Below are 17364 nucleotides of genomic sequence, written 5' to 3'. Positions count from 1 at the left end.
TATATGGAGAAAGCCGTGATCGAGTTCTATCTGGACGCGAAGTCGGGCCTCTCGCCGTATCAGCAGCTCGTCCAGCAAGTACGGCATGCGCTCCGGCTCGGCATCCTGCGCGAGGGCGATCAGCTGCCGACCCTCAAGGAGGTCGTGGCGCAATTGGCGATCAACGCCAACACCGTGCTCAAGGCCTATCGGGAACTCGAGCACGAGGGTCTCGTCGCCGCCCGGCCAGGGGTGGGGACGTTCGTGACGGCGACGCTGACCGACACCTCGCTGGCCGCGCACGGCCCGCTGCGGCTGGACCTGCAGCGCTGGCTGGCCAAGGCCCGCCGGGCCGGTCTCGACGACGAGAGCATCGAGGCCCTGTTCATGACCACCTTTCGGACCACCTCTCAGGAGGACATAGCGTGAGTTCCGTCCTGCAGGCCCAGGGATTGGGCAAGAAGTACGGCAAGCGCTGGGCGCTGCGCGATTGCACCGTGGACATCCCGGCCGGCCACGTCGTCGGGTTGGTGGGACCCAACGGAGCCGGCAAGACCACGCTGCTGAAGCTGGCCAGCGGCCAGCTCGAACCGACGGCGGGTGGCATCACCGTGCTCGGCGGGCGGCCCGGGGGCACGCCCGCGCAGCTGGCCAGGGTCGGGTTCGTCGCCCAGGACACCCCCGTCTACGCGGGCCTGACCATCGCCGATCATCTGCGGTTGGGTGCACGGCTCAACCTCCGCTGGGACGCCGCCTTAGCGCGGGAACGCATCGCGCAGCTGGGTCTCGTCCCCACCCAACGGGCGGGCAAGCTGTCGGGTGGCGAGCGCGCTCAGCTCGCCCTCACCTTGGGCCTGGCCAAACGCCCCGAGCTGCTGATCCTGGACGAACCCGTCGCCTCGCTCGACCCGCTGGCCCGCCGGGAGTTCCTGCAAGGGCTGATGGAGGCCACGGTCGAGCACGAGTTCAGCGTGGTGCTCTCCTCCCACCTGGTCTCGGACCTGGAACGGGTCTGCGACTTCCTGATCGTCCTCGTCGACTCCCGCGTCCAGGTGGCCGGGGAGACCGACAAGCTGCTGGCCACCCATCACCGGCTCACCGGCCCGCGCCGCGATCCCGACCGGCTCCCCGCCGACCAGCACGTGGTCTCCGCCCGCCACACCGACCGGCAGAGCACGTTCGTGGTCCGTACCGACGCCCCGATCCACGATCCCGCCTGGACGGTCACCCAGCTCAGCCTGGAGGACCTGGTCCTCGCCTATATGGACAAGCACACCGCAGAGAACCGGCGAGTCGCCCTGGAGGTGCAGCGATGATCTGGCTGACCTGGCGCCAGTTCCGCGGCTCGGCCGCGATGATGGCTGCCGTCCTCGCCATCCTCACCGCCGCCCTGGCCCTGACCGGCCCCGGCCTGGCCTCCCGCTACTCCACCGGGATCGCCGACTGCACCCCGGACAACACCTGCGACCAGTTCTTCGACCGCTTCTTCGACGAGTATCAGACCCCTTTCATGGCCGTCATCCTCGTCGTGCTGCTCCTGCCGGCCCTGGTCGGGCTCTTCTGGGGAGCACCATTGATCACCCGCGAGCTGGAGGCGGGCACGCACCTGCTGGTGTGGAACCAGAGCATCACCCGTGGCCGCTGGCTGGCGGTCAAGCTCGGGCTCACCGGCCTGACCGCCGTGGCCGCCGCCTGCCTGTGCGGCCTCGCGGTGACCTGGTGGTCCGATCCTCTGGACAAGTCGGCCGCTTCGGACTGGGCGCTGATGACTCCCCTGGTGTTCAGCGCGCGCGGCATCGCCCCGATAGGGTATGCGGCCTTCGCCTTCGTCCTCGGCGTGACCGTGGGCATGCTGGTCCGCCGCACGCTGCCCGCCATGGCCCTCACCCTGGCCGTCTTCGCCGCGATCCAGCTGGCCATGCCGCTGCTGGTCCGGCCCCATCTGATCCCCCCTGTCACGTCGACCTTCGAGCTCGGCCGGGTGAACGTGGATCACTTCGGCATATCACGGGGCACGAACGGAGGCGGACCCGCGCACCTCGCCCTGGCTTCGGCCGTTCCCGGCCACGCGGGCGCCTGGGTCCTGTCCAGCAACCTGGTCGATCCGTCCGGACGCACGATCGCCGGCAGCGGCGAAGAAGCCGACCTCCAGGTCTCCACCACCTCGGGGCCCTGCGCGCCGTCGGCGGCGGCAGGCGGCGGGGACGCCTGCATGGCCGAGATCAACCGGCTCGGCTACCGGCAGCAGGCGACCTACCAGCCCCTCGAACGGTTCTGGCCCTTCCAGTGGATCGAGACCGGGATCTACACCCTCCTCACCCTCGGCTTCACGTGGTTGTCCTTCTGGTGGATCCGGAGGCGCCTGGCATGACGATTATCAGGACCGCGACCGCCGGTCTCGCCCTCCTCTTGGCGGCGGCCTGCACGGCGCCGACGCCGCCGCGCAGTCAGGCGAGCACGGAAGCCAGCACGGTCTGCGCGCCGCCCCAGGGACGGCCTGGGGCGGAGACGGCCACCACGGTCGACGTCATCGAGCAGGCGTACTTCTGCATCCTCGGCAACTACTACAGCGGCGCCACACTGGACGCCCGCTCGCTGCTGACCGCCGGATTCGTCGCCCTGACACAGGAGCTCAACCGCAATGGGCGCGACCTGCCCGAGGCCACCATGCCGGCGCTGACCGGTGACCGGAAAGCCGACTGGACCGCTTTCGAGGCCGTCTACCGCAAGACTGTCGATCAGGTCCCCGACCTCCGCGACAAGCTGGCCATCGTCACCCTCGAGGCCATCGTGGCCGCCCTCGGCGACAACCACGCCCGCTGGACGCACGACACCAAGCGGCACCCCGACTATTACGACGGCGACGGCTACGGCCTGGGCTTGGAGGCGAACGTCAACGGCCCGCAGGTGGACGGCAACCCCGGCGTCGCCCTCCCTCCGCTGTTCGTCACCACTGTGCAGGGCGGCGCGGCGCAGGCGGCCGGAGTGCGCCCGGGCGACATCATCGAATCGATCAACGGGTCCGCGCCCTTCATCGACGGGAAACCCACCCCCGCGATCGCCGCTCTCTACCCGCGATACCCGCAAGCGCGCCCGGTCCAGCTGCGGCTCCTGCGGCAGAGCACCGGCCGCCGCTGGCGCGTGACGCTCAAGCCCGGCCTCTACCAGCGGGATCTGGCCGCCCTGCAAGTGGTGCAGTCGAAGCTGCTGGACGACGGCATCGCCTACGTACAGGTGCGCGGGTTCGCTCCCGACGCCGCGGACAGGGCTTTCAAGGCGATCTCCAGGCTGCGCACCGGCCGGACCCTCACCGGCGTCGTGCTGGACCTGCGCGGCAACGGCGGCGGCAGCCCCACGGAGGCGATTCGGCTGGTGAGCGCGTTCGTCCATGGCAAGGTCACCGCCTACGTGTGCACCGTGGACGGCACGTGCGAATCCATGCGGACCGACGACACCGTCGAGCTGCTCAACCTGCCGCTGGTGGTGCTCACCGACCGCAGTTGCGCCTCGGCCTGCGAGCATGTCAGCTCCGCGGTCAAGGATCTGCGTATCGGCCAGGTGGTCGGCACCAGAACCGCCGGGGTCATCTCCGGCCCGGCGCAGCCGTACCTGCTGAGCAACAACACCACGCTGGGCTTCCCCGTCAGGCACCATCTGGGGCCCAACCGTGAGGTGATCGATCGGATCGGCGTGTCCCCCGACCACCACGTGCCCCTGACTCCGGAGGACGCGGCCGCCGGGCGCGACCCCGCCCTGGCCAAGGCCATGACCTTGCTTCAGAAGTGAATGGACCTCTCGATGAGACACCTCCTGGCAGTCGCCGCGGGACTGGCCGTCCTCGCCGCGTCCGCCTGCTCAGCGCCCACGCCGCCCCGGTCCGCCGCCCCGTCGCCCACGCCGGCCGGCCCCGCGACCCTGCCCGCCCCCACCGGCGCCCATCCGGTCGGCACCACCGCCCTGTATCTGAAGGACACGTCTCGCCCCGATCCGTGGAACCTCGACGTCGACGCCAGAGAGCTCAAGGTCACCCTGTGGTATCCGGCCAAGCAGAGGGACGGGGAGCGTGCGCCGTACATGACACCGAAGGAATCCGAGCTCGCCATGAGGCGCTATCGGGTCACGGGCATCCCGGACGACATGCTGAGCAAGACGCGCACGAACGCCATCAAAGACGCCGAACCCACGGGGCGGAAGCTTCCGCTGGTGGTGCTCTCCCCCGGCTTCACCAATCCGATGAGCACGCTCACGTCCCTGGCCGAGGATCTGGCCAGCCGCGGGTACGTCGTGGCCGGGATCGACCACACCTACGAGAGCTACGCCACGCCCCTGGCCGACGGGCGGGTCGCCGAGTGCATCGCCTGCGACAGCGACACCGACCCGGGCTTCGGCACGGGGGTGGTCCAGGGCCGGGCGGCCGACGTCTCCTTCGTCCTCGACCAGCTGAGGACGAAGTGGGACGGCTCCGACCGGATCGACCACTCCAGGATCGCGATGGCAGGCCAGTCGATCGGCGGGGCCAGCGCAGTGGCGGCCATGGTGAAGGACTCCCGGGTGCGGGCCGGGATCGACATGGACGGCACCACCTACGCCCGGATCCCCAAGAGCGGGTTCTCCCGGCCGTTCATGTTCCTAGGTTCACCGGAGCACGTCCCCGGAGGCCGCGACTCCACGTGGGACCGCGACTGGAAGCTGCTGACCGGGTGGAAGCGCTGGGTCGTGCTGACAGGCGCGGAACACCAGTCCTTCACCGACGGCCCGGTGGTGGGGGGCGCCCTCGGCCTCAAGCCCCCCTACGGCGTTCTGGCCGCGGCGCGCGCCGCCGAGCTCACCCGCACCTACGTGGCGGCCTTCCTCGACCAGCACCTGAAGTCGAAGCGGCAACCCCTCCTGGACAACCCGTCACCGCGCTACCCCGAGGTCACGTTCTGTCCGGCGACCTGCGGTCGATCTTGAGCGACCGGCGTCGAGTGGCGGAGCAGGGAGCGGATGGCGGGCGTGCCGGCGAGTGTCACCACAGCGGCCAGCACCGCGGGGATGATGAGGGCGACCGGCAGCGACGACGCCTCGGCGACGTACCCCAGCACGGCGGGCCCGAGCAGCAGCCCCGAGTAGCCGAAGGCCGTCACCATGGCCAGGGCGCGCCCGACCCGGCCGCCGGCCGCGCCCACCGCGCTGAACAACACCGGCACCACGGTGGCCAGCCCCACCCCGGCCAGCGCCCACCCGGTCCACGCGCACGCCACCCGCAGCGTCTCCCCGGCCAGCGGCGCGAGGAGGACGAGCACGTACCCGACGGTGGCGAACAGCCCGGCCAGCTGGATGGTGCGCACGGACCCGAGCCGGGCCCTGATCGGGTCCCCCAGCAGCCGCACGGTCGTCATGGCCACCGAGAAGATCGTGTACGCCAGCGGCGCCGCCGCCGGATCGGTATCCAGCACCCACCGAGCGTGCAGCGCCGCCCAGTCGATGGCCGCCCCTTCACTCAGATGCCCGGCGAAGGCCGCCAGCCCGAGCAGCGCGATCAGCCCCCACCGCAGCGAGGAGCCATCCTGCGGGGCGCCGGACTCGGGCGAGGTGTGCTCCGGCGCGTCGGGGAGCAGCAGCCGCGCCGCGGGGAGGTACAGGAACGGCACCACCACTGCCGCTACCACCAACAACACCTGAGCGTCCACTTCGGCCCGCAGGATCAGTGAGGTCAGCGCGCCCCCGGCGGCCCCGCCCAGGCTCCACGTCCCGTGGAAGGCGGAGATGATCGGCCGGCCGTAGCGGCGCTCGACCTCGACGGAATGGGCGTTCATGGCGACCTCGGTCACCCCCAGCCCGATCCCGAACACGACCGCGAGCGCCGCCAGGGCCCCGTACGAGGGCGCGAGCGCGGGCCCGAGCAGCACGAGGCCGGAGAAGGGCCCGGCGATCCAGCACACGCGCCGGCTCGACCACCGGTCCACCAGCGGACCGGCCACCAGCATCGACACCAGCGCCCCGCCCGAGATCAGCAGCAGGACGCTGCCGAGCCGGGCGGGGCCGAGGTCGAGCCGGTCGTTCAGCGACGGCAGCCCGGCCGCCCACAGACCCATCACCAACCCGGCGAGGAAGAAGAACCCGAACACTCCGACACGGGCACGTCTGGCATCAATGAGGCTTTTGTTCACGGCTAGAGCATAAACTGTGTTTCGTGAATGGAGCTACGACCAGCGGCGAACTCCGCGCGCACAACCGCGTCAGGCTGATGCGTGCCGTGCACGACTGCGGCGCCACCCGCACGAGGTCACAGCTGACCCGCGACCTGCGGCTGGCACGCGGCACCGCGTCCGTGCTGGTGGCGGGTCTGGTGGAGGACGAGCTGCTGCACGAGGAGCCTGCCCATGAGCATGCGCGGGGCCGGCCGACGCAGGTGCCCGGGCCGCATCCGCGCGGCCCGATCGCCCTGGCCGCCGACGTGCGTGAGGACGCCTGGGAGCTGGCGGCCTGCGAGCTGGGCGGGCGCGTGACGGTCCTGGCCGTGCGCCCGCACGACGGCACGCCGGAGAACGCGCTCGGGCACTTGGGCGCGGCCATCGCCGCCGAGCGCGAGCGGCTCGGGCACCGGTTGATCGGGGTCGGGGTGGCGCTCGCGGGCCCGGTCCGCCACGGCGGCCTGGTGGACATCGCCCACCTGAGCTGGCGCTCGGTCGACGTCCCGCACCTGCTCGGCCTGGCCCCGCCCGCCGCCGCAGCGGAGGACGGGCCCGGCGGCGCGGCGAAAGGCGCGGCTGCCGCCGCAGGCCGAGCGGACACCGCAGGCCGAGCGGGCGCGGTGGTGCCGGTGGTCGTGGGTAACGACACCGCGTTCGCGGCGGTGGCCGAGGCGCGGCGCGGGCGGCTGCAGGGCGTGCGGACGGGGCTGCACCTGCACGTGGACTTCGACCTCGGCGGCGTGCTGGTCGTGGACGGCCGGCCCCTGGGCGGCGCGAGCGGCGCCGGCGCCGAGTTCGGGCACATGCCGCTCACCGGCGGCGACCGCCTCTGCATGTGCGGCGCGATCGGCTGCTGGGGCATGGACGTCGGCGCGAATGCCCTGCTGCGCCACGTCGGCCTGGCCCACGGCGGCGGCCGGGGCCGCGAGCAGGCCGAGCACGTGCTGGCCACGAGCGGCGAGGCGGTGGCCGCGAACGCCCGCGCCCTGGGCCGCGGCATCGCCGCCCTCGTCAACGCCCACGACCCCGAGGCGGTCACACTGTCGGGCCACGGCGTCGAGCTGTACGAGCGGGCCGGGGACGCCCTCATGGCGGCCTGCGAGCCGGGCCTCATGGCGATCCGCCGCGATCACCCGCCGCGCATCGAGGGCTCAGCCCTCGGTTGGCGCGGCTCGCTGCTGGGTGCCATGGAGTCGGTCTTCGACGCGTTCCTCACCCCGGAAGGCCTCGACCGGTGGCGCACAAGCCACCCTGACCAGGGCCGCGACACGCCCGACGAGCGAAATGTGATGAATTCCACGTTGCCGGGGGAAAGCCCGCCATAACACACCCGGTCACCCTCTCGCTGAGCGATCTTGCGGGGCGTGGGGCGGGCCTGTACCCATGGAAGGGTCCGATGCGCGAAAGAATCATGACCCGAGGGACGAAACGCGTGAATCTAGAGCTCGCGCTCCGCATGACCGAGGCCGCCCTGAGGCAGGCGATCAGGGAGGGCGCGTCGATCTCCGTCGCGGTCGTGGACGAGGGCGGAAATCTGGTGTCTTTCCAGCGTATGGACGGTGCGGAGATCTCGGGGCCGGCCCTCGCGGCGGGCAAGGCGTACACCTCGGTGGCCCTGCGCAGGGACACCGCCGACGTGGCCCGGCACCTCGCCCGCGGAGGGGAGCTGGCAGGCCTGCCGCGCGAGCGATTTGTCGCCGTAGGAGGTGGCATCCCGCTGTGGGCGGACTACGGTGAGGGAGAACGTGTGGTCGGCGGCGTAGGAGTCAGCGGAGGCTCGGTCGCGCAGGACGTGGTGTGCGCCGAAGCGGCCGCGGTGGTGTGGCGGACACGGTGAGCGAGCGCTTTCCGCAACACACACCGCTGGTATCCGCCATGATTAGCCACTGCACCACGGGTAACAGAATCCCGATCGTAAACTCCCCGAGGAGAGAACAGAGATGGCACTTCCCACTCTCACCCCCGAGCAGCGGCAAGCGGCGCTGGCCAAGGCCGCCGAGGCCCGCGCCGCCCGCACTGCGCTGCTGGCGAAGGTCAAGGCCGGCGAGATGACCTTCTCGCAGCTGCTGGAGCGCGACGACGACATCGCGAAGAAGATCAAGGTGTCTCAGGCGCTGCGCGCGGTCAAGGGCGTCGGCCCGGCCAAGGCCACCGCGCTGATGGAGGAGGCGGGCGTCGACGAGAAGCGCCGCCTCGGCGGCCTGGGCGCCCAGCAGCGCAAGAAGCTGGTCGAGGCGCTCGGCTAATCCCCGGGCGGCCAGGTCCGCGCGCAGCGTCGCGCGGACCGGCCGGCGACCCCTCGGCACCAGGCAAGGAGGGGCCGGAGAGCGGCGAGCCGCCCCGCTCGTCCGGCGGGCCGAGCCGAGGGACCACCCTCTCAGGAACGCAGGTAGGTCAGGACGGCCAGAACCCGGCGATGCTGGTCGCCGTCCTCCGCGTAGAGACCGAGCTTGTTGAAGATGCTCCTGATGTGCTTTTCGACGGCTCCGTCACTGATCACGAGTTGCCGCCCGATGGCCGGATTGGACTTCCCCTCGGCCATCAGCTCGAGCACCTCGCGCTCGCGCGGCGTCAGCTGCGCCAACGGGTCGTCCTTGCGCCTGCGCACCATCAACTGGGACACCACCTGCGGGTCGAACACGGTCCCGCCCGCGGCCACCCGCCGCAGGCCCTCCAGGAACTCCTCGACGTCCACGACCCGATCCTTCAGCAGGTAGCCCACCGCGCCGCGGGCGTCGGCGAGCAGGTCGTCGGCGTAGGAGACCTCGACGTACTGCGACAGGATCAGCACGGGCGCGCCCGGCACCCTGCGCCGCGCCTCTACCGCCGCCTTGAGCCCCTCGTCGGTGAACGACGGCGGCATCCGCACGTCGACCACCGACACGTCGGGCTTGTACTCGGCGATCGCCGCGACGAGGCCGTCGCCGTCCCCGACGGTCGCGACCACCTCGCAGCCGAACTCCTCCAGGAGCCTGACCAGGCCCTCCCTGATCAGAACCGCGTCATCGGCCACGACTACCCGCACGGCACCTCCGCCACGATCAACGTCGGCCCGCCGTCCGGCGACTGCACGGTCAGCTCCCCGTCGACGGCGCGGAGCCGGTCGGCCAGCCCGGCGAGACCATGTCCCTTGGCGACGTGCGCGCCGCCGACCCCATCATCCCCGATCGTGAGCATGAGCACGTCGCCCAGGCGCTGCAGCCGCACGGTGCACATGGTCGCGCGGCTGTGTTTGGCCACGTTGGTGAGGGTCTCGGCGCAGACGAAGTAGATGGCGTTCTCGACGGCGGCCTGGTAGCGCTCGACGGTCTGCACGTCCAGATCGACGGGTACGGTGCACCGCCCGGCCAGGGCGGCGAGCGCGGGCGCGAGCCCGCGGTCGGACAGGATGGGCGGGGCGATGCCGCGTGAGAGCGCCCGCAGCTCGTCGAGCGTCTCGCGGGTGGCGCTGATCGCCGACTTGATCGTGGCCTGCGCGGCCTCGGGGTCCTTGGCCAGCTGCCGCTGCGCCCTGGACAGCTCCATGGCCAGCGACACCAGCCGCTGCTGCGGCCCGTCGTGGATGTCGCGCTCCAGCTTGCGCAGCGCGTTGGCCTCGGCGGACACGGCGGCGGCGCGGCCCTCGGCCAGGTCGTCGATGCGCTCCTGCAGCTCGGCCACCCCGGTCAGCAGCGCCCGCCCGAGCCCGGCCCTGATCAGCGCGGCCCCGCGCACCATGACCGGCATGAGCAGCGTGGAGACCAGGCCGATGGAGAGGTAGAAGACCGAGTTGACGACGTAGCCGTCGCCGAGGCCGAGCAGTTCGGGCAGCTCCGTGTTGCCGGGGATCCGCATGGTGATGAACCCGTACACCGGCCACGTCAGCCCGGCCAGAGGGATCGCCCAGAACACGACCGTGAGCACGAACGACAGGATCGCGAACGGGAAGTTCAGGATGCCGTGCAGCAGGTCGAGCCAGGACTGGCCGCTCGTCAGCGGGTTGATCAGCCGGCGGAAGCGGCCCGCGCCGGGCGGGGCGGGCTTGTAGCGCGGGCGGACGGGGGGCCGCTTGAGCACGTCGGACAGCCAGCCGCGCTCCGCGTCCGCGAAGCCGCGGGCGACCATCAGCGTGCCGGCCAGCAGCGGCACGCCGATCCACACGACCGCGGTGCCCACGCCGGCCGAGAAGCCGGCGATCATGAGGACGAATCCGATGACGGCCGTGGGAAAGCCGACCAGCGTGTAGCGGGTGTCGAGGAGGACACGCCTTGTCAGGGAGCGCATGACCTTCACGGTAGGGCTTCGCCCGGGACGTGACGAGAAGGCGGACCGGTGTGCGGGGGTGGTGCTGGCCCTACCCCGCCCGGTGGTGTGATCCGCCTGCGAGACGGCAGCTTGCGTCACTGTGCCGCGGCCTCTCCGGCGAGAGCCTTGAGTCATCCGCTCTGTGTCCAATGGTCGCGCTCGCACGGGGCTCCGCTGGTCACGCAAGCTACCGCTCTCCGCCCCAGGCTCGCCGCTCTGTGTCTATGGTCGCGCTCGCACGGGGCTCCGCTGGTCACGCAAGCTACCGCTCTCCGCCCCAGGCTCGCCGCTCCGTCCGAATCGAGGCTCCCCATGACCGTCCTGCTGGACCGCCCCGTAGCCGTAGCCGCGGAACCGCGCGCCAAGCCGGCCGCGACGCGGGACCCGTTCATCGATCTGCTGCGCGTGCTGGGCATGGCGCTCATCGTGTTCCAGCACTGGACGATTCCCGTGTTGTCCTATGACGGTGTCCGGCTGACCACGGGGAACGCGCTGGCGACCCCGGGCGTGTGGGTGGTGACCTGGCTCAGCCAGGTGATGCCGCTGGTGTTCTTCGCGGGCGGCGCGGCGAACGCGATCAGCTTCGGCCGCTCGGCCGGGGGCGCTCCGCTGTGGGTGGCGGCGCGGTTGCGGCGGCTGGTCTGGCCGCTGCTGCCGCTGGCGGCCGTGTGGATTCCGCTCCCCCACGTGCTGCTGACCTTGGGGGTGCCCGAGCAGCCGCTGGAGGTGGGGGCGCGGCTGACCGGCCAGCTGTTGTGGTTCCTCGCCGTCTACCTGATCGCCGTCCTGGCTACGCCGTACGCGCTGCGCCTGCACGAGCGGCACGGCTGGCGGGTGCCCGCGGTGCTGGCGGCCGGGGCGGTCGTGACGGACGTGGCGCGGTTCTCGGCCGGGTTCGAGGCTGTGGGCTTCATCAACGTGGTGTTCGTGTGGCTGGCCGTGCACCAGCTGGGCTTCTTCTACGCCGACGGGCGGCTGCGCCATGCTTGGGCGCTGGCCGCGGGCGGGTTCGGGGCGGCGGCGCTGCTGGTGGCGTACGGGCCGTACCCGGGAAGCATGATCGGCCTGCCGGGGGCCGAGGTGTCGAACATGGCGCCGCCCACGCTGGCCATGCTGGCCGTGGGCGCCGGGCAGATCGGGCTGGCCGTGCTGCTGCGGCCGTGGCTGGTGCGGCTGCCCACGCGCCGGCTGCTGGCCTGGGCGGGACCGCGCGTCATGACGATGTACCTGTGGCACATGCCGGCCCTGTTCGCGGTGACCGGCGTGGTCGTGGTGTTGCTGGGAATCGACACGCCGGCGCCGGGCAGCGCGTTCTGGTGGGCCGGGTGGCCGATCTGGTTCGGGCTGTTGTGCCTGGTCATGTGGCCGCTGACCAAGGTGTTCGCCAGGTTCGAGACGCCGCCCGCGCTGCCGTACGGCATGAGCGGGTGGGGCGGCACGCTGGCGGCGGCGGCGCTGGCCGGCGGCGGGGTGCTGACGCTGACCGTCGGCGGTTTCGCGCCCGGCGGCGGCCCGTTCCTGGCCGTGCTGGCCGTGCTTGGCGGGCTCCTCATGACGGCGCCGCGGGCCGGAGTGTAAGGAGATGGGCTCGACCACCGAGGAAACTTCGGCAGGATAGAGAGCGTGACCCTACTCGTTGACCGCCTCCCCGAAGAGATCGATGCCGAGCCCGACGCCATTTTCGACGCGTTCGTCGCGTGGAACGCCGAGCGCGGGCTCACGCTCTATCCGGCCCAGGAGGAGGCGCTCATCGAGGTCGTCTCCGGCAGCAACCTGATCCTGGCCACGCCGACGGGGTCGGGCAAGTCGCTGGTCGCCGCGGGCGCCCACTTCGCGGCCCTGACGCGCGACCAGCGCACGTTCTACACCGCGCCGATCAAGGCGCTGGTGTCGGAGAAGTTCTTCGACCTGTGCGCGATCTTCGGCACGGAGAACGTCGGCATGATGACCGGTGACGCCAGCGTCAACCCGGGCGCCCCGATCATCTGCTGCACGGCCGAGATCCTGGCCAACGTGGCGCTGCGCGACGGCGCCGCCGCCGACATCGGCCAGGTCGTGATGGATGAGTTCCACTTCTACGCCGAGCCCGATCGCGGCTGGGCCTGGCAGGTGCCGTTGCTGGAGCTGCCGAACGTGCAGTTCATCCTCATGTCGGCGACGCTCGGCGACATGGCGATGTTCGAGCGGGACCTGACCCGGCGCACCGGGCGGCCGACGTCGGTGGTCAAGCACGCCGAGCGGCCCGTGCCGCTGGTCTACTCCTACCGGATGACGCCGCTGCACGAGACGCTGGAGGAGATGCTCAAGACCGGGCAGGCGCCGGTCTACGTCGTGCACTTCACCCAGGCCGCGGCCATGGAGCGGGCCCAGTCCCTGATGTCGATCAACATGGCGACGAAGGCCGAGAAAGAGGCGATCGCCACGATGATCGGCGGCTTCCGCTTCACGACCAGGTTCGGGCGGGCGCTGTCGCGGCTGGTCCGCCACGGCATCGGCGTGCACCACGCCGGCATGTTGCCGAAATACCGCCGCCTGGTGGAGCGGCTGGCGCAGGCGGGCCTGCTGAAGGTCATCTGCGGCACCGACACGCTGGGCGTCGGCGTCAACGTGCCGATCAGGACGGTGTTGTTCACGGCGCTGTCCAAATACGACGGCAACAAGGTGCGCCGGCTGCGGGCCCGCGAGTTCCACCAGATCGCCGGAAGGGCCGGCCGGGCCGGCTTCGACACGATCGGCTACGTGGCCTGCCAGGCCCCCGAGCACGACATCGAGAACGCCAAGGCCCTCGCCAAGATCGGCGACGATCCGAAGCGGCGGCGCGGCTACGCCCGTAAGAAGCCGCCCGAGGGGTTCGTCGGGTGGAGCGAGGACACGTTCCAGAAGTTGCAGGAGGCCGAGCCCGAGCCGCTCTCCTCGCGTTTCAAGGTCACCAACGCGATGTTGCTGGCGGTCATCAACCGGCCGGGCGACTGCTTCCAGGCGATGAAGCACCTGCTGACCGACAACCACGAGGACCGCAAGTGGCAGCGGCGGCACATCAGCCAGGCCATCGCCATCTACCGGTCGCTGCTGGCCGGCGGCATCGTCGAGCAGTTCCGCGAGCCCGACGAGCAGGGCCGCAGGGCCCGGCTGACGATCGATTTGCAGGAGGACTTCGCGCTCAACCAGGCGCTGTCGACGTTCGCGCTGGCGGCCTTCGACCTGCTGGATCGCGAGTCGCCGTCGTACGCGCTCGACATGGTCTCGATCGTGGAGTCCATCCTCGACGACCCGCGCCAGATCCTGTCGGCGCAGCTGAAGAAGGCCAGGGGCGAGGCGGTCGCGCAGATGAAGGCCGACGGCATCGAGTACGAGGAGCGGATGGAGCAGCTGGCGGAGGTCATGTACCCGATGCCGCTGGAGGACCTGCTGCTCGGCGCCTACGAGACCTACCGGCGCGGCCACCCGTGGGTCGGCGACTACACCGTCAGCCCGAAGTCCGTGATCCGCGACATGTACGAGCGGGCGATGACGTTCGGCGAATACATCCAGTTCTACGAGCTGGCCCGCTCCGAGGGCACGGTGCTGCGTTACCTGGCCGACGCCTACCGGACGCTGTCGCGCACGGTGCCCGAGCACCTCAAGACCGACGACCTGGTCGACCTGATCGAGTGGCTGGGCGAGCTGGTGCGGCAGGTCGACTCGTCGCTGATCGACGAGTGGGAGAAGCTGACCAACCCGGCCGAGGCGCTGGAGCAGCAGGAGCAGCTCGAGGCCAAGGTGCGCCCGGTCACGGCCAACCCGCGGGCCTTCCGCGTGCTGGTGCGCAACGCCATGTTCCGGCTGGTCGAGCTGTGTGCCCTGGAGAAGGAGGAGGAGCTGGAGGAGCTCGCTCCGGACGTGGACTGGGGTGCGGCGCTGGACGCCTACTACGCCGACCACGAGGAGATCTTCACCGATGCGGACGCGCGCGGGCCCGCGCTGCTGCGGATCGAGGAGGAGAGCGGGTTCTGGAAGCTACGCCAGACGATCAAGGACCCGGCCGGCGATGGGGACTGGGGCATCGACGCCCAGGTGGACCTGGCCGCGTCGGATGAGGAGGGCCGGGCCGTCCTGCACGTGCAGGGGCTCAACCGGCTCTAGAAGTGACAAGCCGTGTGCCGGAACGGACTGGCAAGGGCGCCCCGGCACACGCCTGTCGATTCATGGTCCTCCGCCTAACGTCGACGTCGTGTCATGGCAATGTCGCAAGATCGAGACATTTCCCTGGGATCAGCAGTCGGCGATGGCACACACCTTGGCGAGCATGCGCTTGGCGTCCTTCGTCTGCTGCTTGAAGTCGGACGCGGCGGGCTTGCCCCACTCGCCGGACACGGTGTAGACGATCAGGGCGTTCGCGCGGCGGGCGACGATCGCCCGCTCGCCGCCGACGGCCGCTTTCGTGCCCTGGTAGGCCTGCCCGGTCACCTTCAGCGCCTTGTCGCCGAGGCTCACGGACGCGGCGGAGTAGCGGTAGGTCTTGGTGCCGCAGGCCCGTACGGCGGCCTCCAGGTCCCGCAGGGCCTTGCCCGCGGCCGCCGCCGACGCGTAGAGGATCACCTGCTCCGACTTGGAGTAGTCGGGCACGGCCGTGTAGGTCAGCGTCCTGGCCGCCGTGCGCCCGCTCTGGCCGAGCGTGCCCTTCTGGCACGGGTTGACGACTAACCTGGCCGGTTTCTTGCTGCTGGCGGACCAGCTGGTCTCCGGGTCGTCGTCCTTCTTCGCGGCGGCCTTCTCGTACAGGAGGAAATTGCTGGGGATGGCGACCGCGGCCGCCAGGATGAGTGCAGTGATCATGGGACAAAATGGTAAGGGTGAGCGACGAAGAGATCAGGCGCGTCCTCGGGCTGCTCTACCAGGACGACACGTTGCGGGCCTTCGCCTCCTTGGTGCTCGGTGACGCCGAGGGGCTCTCCCCCAAGACGCTCGGGAAACTCGCCGCCGGCGGGCTGGCGGCGTGCGACGAGAGCGGCAAGTGGCGGGCCACGCCCGAGCGATTCAAGGAGCTGCTGCGGGCGCGGGCCGAGCCGGTCGAGGAGCTGACCGCCGAGGAGCGGGTGTTGCGCACGTTCCTGGTGGACGGGCGGCTGACGACCCTGGCGATGCGGCGTGACAAGCGCCTCGTCGTGCTGCGCTACATCGCCATGGTGTTCGAGCCCGGGATGCGCTACCCCGAGAAGGACGTGAACGTGGCGCTGCGGGCCTTCCACGACGACTACGCGGCGCTGCGGCGGTATCTGGTGGACGAGGGGCTGCTGTCCAGGGAGGACAACGTCTACTGGCGCAGCGGCGGCCCCGTGCATCTTTAGAGCGTGCGGAGGTTGCTGGTCCAGGCGTCGAGCTTGGCCTGCCACCGTTCCGGGTCCTCCGGCCGCCCTGGGACCCCCGGCCGCCGCTGCCAGGGCAGCGGACCCTCGGCGCGCCGGTACTCGACGCCGGCGGCCTCCAGGCGGGGCAAATGCTCGGCCAGCCGCTCGCGGAAGCCGGCCAGATCCCGTTCGGCGGGGCTCCACACGGTCTCGGCGAAGGCGGCGAGCCGGGGGAAGGCCATGTAGTCGACGTGCCGGCTGGAGTCGATCAGTTCGGTCCAGATCCCGCACTGGGCGCCGAGGACGCGCTCGGCGGCGGGGTGGCCGCGCAGTTCCTCGGGGACGGGTTCAAAGGCGTAGACGTCCTCCAGGGTCAGCACCGTCCCGAACGGGATCGGCTCCTCCTCCCCCGGTCCCTGCCGGTAGTCCAGGTAGAGGCTCGTGTTGGAGCAGTTGATCACGTCGTGGCCGCTCCTGGCGGCGGCCACCGCGCCGAGCTCGCCGCGCCAGGAGGCGACCACCGCGCCGGGTGCGAGGCCGCCCTCGAGGATCTCGTCCCAGCCGACCAGCCGGCGGCCGCGCGCCGTCAGGTAGTCGTCGAACCGGTGGACGAACCAGCTCTGCAGCTCCTCCTCGTCCCGCAGCCCCAGCTGGGCCATGCGCCGCTGCGCGGCGGGGCTGTCCCGCCACTGGTCCTTACGGCACTCGTCGCCGCCGAGCATCACGTACGGGCTCGGGAAGAGCTCCAGCACCTCGTCGAGCACGTTCTGGAAGAACGCGATCGTGGCGTCGTCGACGTTGAGCACGTTCACGCCGACGCCCCAGGTGGTGCGCACCTCCAGCGGCGTGCCGAGGTTGCCCAGCTCCGGATAGGCGGCGATGGCGGCCTGCGTGTGCCCGGGCAGGTCGATCTCGGGGACGACCGTGACGTGCCGCCGCGCGGCGTAGGCGACGATCTCCCTGATGTCGTCCTGGGTGTAGTAGCCGCCGTGCGGGCGGCCGTCCATGGCGCCGTTCCAGCCGGTCTGGCTCTCCCTGCGCCATGCCCCGACCTCGGTCAGCCGGGGGTAACGCTTGATCTCGATCCGCCAGCCCTGGTCGTCGGTGAGGTGCAGGTGCAGCACGTTGAGCTTGTGCAGCGCCAGCAGGTCGATGAAGCGCAGCACGTCGTGCTTGGTCATGAAATGCCGGGCGACGTCGAGGAGGCAGCCGCGCCACGGGAAGCGCGGCGCGTCCTCGACGTACATGCCGGGCACGGTGAACGGGCCGGTCGCGGCCTTCCTGAAGGCGGCGGGTGGCAGCAGCTGCCGGAACGTCTGCGCCCCGTAGAACGCCCCGGCGGGCCCGCCCGCGACGATCTCGACCCGTGGCCCGACGGTCAGCCGGTACGCCTCCGGCGGCAGGTCGCCGAGCGTGAGTGTGATCGTCCCCGGACCGGGCAGCAGCTCGCCACCTGTGACAGGGCCGAGTTCGCCCCGCAGCCAGGCCGCCACCTCGGCGAGCGCCGGATCGGCATTGAGCGTGGCCCGGCTGTCGAGGACGAACGAGCCCGGCCTGGACTCGTGCTGTACCGGCTTGGGAACGATCATCAACACTCC

At 71.0% G+C, this 17364-nt stretch carries 16 protein-coding genes; 11 read left to right on the top strand and 5 right to left on the bottom strand.

Annotated features, from left to right (window positions below; translation table 11 throughout):
* Window positions 1-15 precede the first annotated feature (15 nt).
* The 5 genes from Q9G87_RS38765 to Q9G87_RS38745 are packed head-to-tail and all read left to right on the top strand — an operon-like array spanning window position 16 to window position 4932.
* Window positions 16-408: a GntR family transcriptional regulator gene (locus tag Q9G87_RS38765; RefSeq protein ID WP_305921561.1), complete on the top strand. Its 393-nt coding sequence runs from the start codon at window positions 16-18 to the stop codon at window positions 406-408.
* Window positions 405-1295 (top strand): ABC transporter ATP-binding protein, encoded by an 891-nt coding sequence (locus tag Q9G87_RS38760; protein ID WP_305921560.1) that lies wholly within the window; start codon window positions 405-407, stop codon window positions 1293-1295. Before Q9G87_RS38765 ends, Q9G87_RS38760 begins: the two co-directional genes overlap by 4 nt.
* Window positions 1292-2350: an ABC-2 transporter permease gene (locus tag Q9G87_RS38755; protein WP_305921559.1), complete on the top strand. Its 1059-nt coding sequence runs from the start codon at window positions 1292-1294 to the stop codon at window positions 2348-2350. Before Q9G87_RS38760 ends, Q9G87_RS38755 begins: the two co-directional genes overlap by 4 nt.
* The gene (locus Q9G87_RS38750; RefSeq protein WP_305921558.1) at window positions 2347-3765 is read left to right on the top strand and encodes a S41 family peptidase; all 1419 of its coding nucleotides are present in this window, start codon (window positions 2347-2349) and stop codon (window positions 3763-3765) included. The genes Q9G87_RS38755 and Q9G87_RS38750 overlap by 4 nt, the downstream gene beginning before the upstream one ends.
* Window positions 3766-3777: 12 nt before the next feature.
* The gene (locus Q9G87_RS38745) at window positions 3778-4932 is read left to right on the top strand and encodes an alpha/beta hydrolase family protein (protein WP_305921557.1); all 1155 of its coding nucleotides are present in this window, start codon (window positions 3778-3780) and stop codon (window positions 4930-4932) included.
* On the opposite strand, the gene Q9G87_RS38740 is transcribed toward Q9G87_RS38745, so the two are convergent.
* On the bottom strand, window positions 4887-6131 hold the full coding sequence (locus tag Q9G87_RS38740; protein WP_305921556.1) for an MFS transporter: 1245 nt from the start codon (window positions 6129-6131) through the stop codon (window positions 4887-4889). The genes Q9G87_RS38745 and Q9G87_RS38740 overlap by 46 nt on opposite strands.
* Before the next feature lie 23 nt (window positions 6132-6154).
* On the opposite strand from Q9G87_RS38740, the gene Q9G87_RS38735 reads away from it, so the two are divergent.
* The 3 genes from Q9G87_RS38735 to mihF all read left to right on the top strand — a co-directional run bounded on the left by Q9G87_RS38735 (window position 6155) and on the right by mihF (window position 8401).
* Window positions 6155-7480 (top strand): ROK family protein, encoded by a 1326-nt coding sequence (locus tag Q9G87_RS38735; protein WP_305921555.1) that lies wholly within the window; start codon window positions 6155-6157, stop codon window positions 7478-7480.
* A gap of 107 nt (window positions 7481-7587) precedes the next feature.
* Window positions 7588-7992, top strand: coding sequence for a GlcG/HbpS family heme-binding protein (locus Q9G87_RS38730; protein WP_305921554.1), 405 nt, complete (start codon window positions 7588-7590; stop codon window positions 7990-7992).
* A 103-nt stretch (window positions 7993-8095) separates the two neighbouring features.
* On the top strand, window positions 8096-8401 hold the full coding sequence (mihF, locus tag Q9G87_RS38725; protein ID WP_127934572.1) for an integration host factor, actinobacterial type: 306 nt from the start codon (window positions 8096-8098) through the stop codon (window positions 8399-8401).
* A 131-nt stretch (window positions 8402-8532) separates the two neighbouring features.
* On the opposite strand, the gene Q9G87_RS38720 is transcribed toward mihF, so the two are convergent.
* The gene (locus tag Q9G87_RS38720) at window positions 8533-9180 is read right to left on the bottom strand and encodes a response regulator transcription factor (RefSeq protein ID WP_305921553.1); all 648 of its coding nucleotides are present in this window, start codon (window positions 9178-9180) and stop codon (window positions 8533-8535) included.
* On the bottom strand, window positions 9171-10418 hold the full coding sequence (locus tag Q9G87_RS38715) for a sensor histidine kinase (protein WP_305921552.1): 1248 nt from the start codon (window positions 10416-10418) through the stop codon (window positions 9171-9173). Before Q9G87_RS38715 ends, Q9G87_RS38720 begins: the two co-directional genes overlap by 10 nt.
* Before the next feature lie 333 nt (window positions 10419-10751).
* Here Q9G87_RS38715 and Q9G87_RS38710 point away from each other — a divergent pair, with 333 nt between their 5' ends.
* Both Q9G87_RS38710 and Q9G87_RS38705 read left to right on the top strand, forming a co-directional pair.
* Window positions 10752-12017 carry an acyltransferase family protein gene (locus Q9G87_RS38710; RefSeq protein WP_305921551.1) on the top strand — a complete coding sequence of 422 codons (1266 nt, stop codon included), beginning with the start codon at window positions 10752-10754 and terminating at the stop codon, window positions 12015-12017.
* Between the two features lie 36 nt (window positions 12018-12053).
* Window positions 12054-14561 (top strand): DEAD/DEAH box helicase, encoded by a 2508-nt coding sequence (locus Q9G87_RS38705; protein ID WP_305921753.1) that lies wholly within the window; start codon window positions 12054-12056, stop codon window positions 14559-14561.
* A 129-nt stretch (window positions 14562-14690) separates the two neighbouring features.
* Here the strand turns inward: Q9G87_RS38705 and Q9G87_RS38700 are convergent, their stop codons facing one another.
* Window positions 14691-15254, bottom strand: a complete 564-nt coding sequence (locus tag Q9G87_RS38700; RefSeq protein WP_305921550.1) for a hypothetical protein — start codon at window positions 15252-15254, stop codon at window positions 14691-14693.
* Window positions 15255-15271: 17 nt separating this feature from the next.
* On the opposite strand from Q9G87_RS38700, the gene Q9G87_RS38695 reads away from it, so the two are divergent.
* Window positions 15272-15766: a DUF2087 domain-containing protein gene (locus tag Q9G87_RS38695; RefSeq protein ID WP_452451154.1), complete on the top strand. Its 495-nt coding sequence runs from the start codon at window positions 15272-15274 to the stop codon at window positions 15764-15766.
* Here the strand turns inward: Q9G87_RS38695 and Q9G87_RS38690 are convergent.
* Window positions 15763-17355: a beta-N-acetylhexosaminidase gene (locus Q9G87_RS38690; protein WP_305921548.1), complete on the bottom strand. Its 1593-nt coding sequence runs from the start codon at window positions 17353-17355 to the stop codon at window positions 15763-15765. The genes Q9G87_RS38695 and Q9G87_RS38690 overlap by 4 nt on opposite strands.
* Window positions 17356-17364 lie beyond the last annotated feature (9 nt).

Origin of the sequence: Nonomuraea turcica, from assembly GCF_030718205.1 — a bacterium.
Lineage (GTDB): Bacteria > Actinomycetota > Actinomycetes > Streptosporangiales > Streptosporangiaceae > Nonomuraea.
The sequence above is the reverse complement of the archived record's forward strand: the minus strand, read 5'-3'. Positions and strand labels throughout refer to the sequence as shown.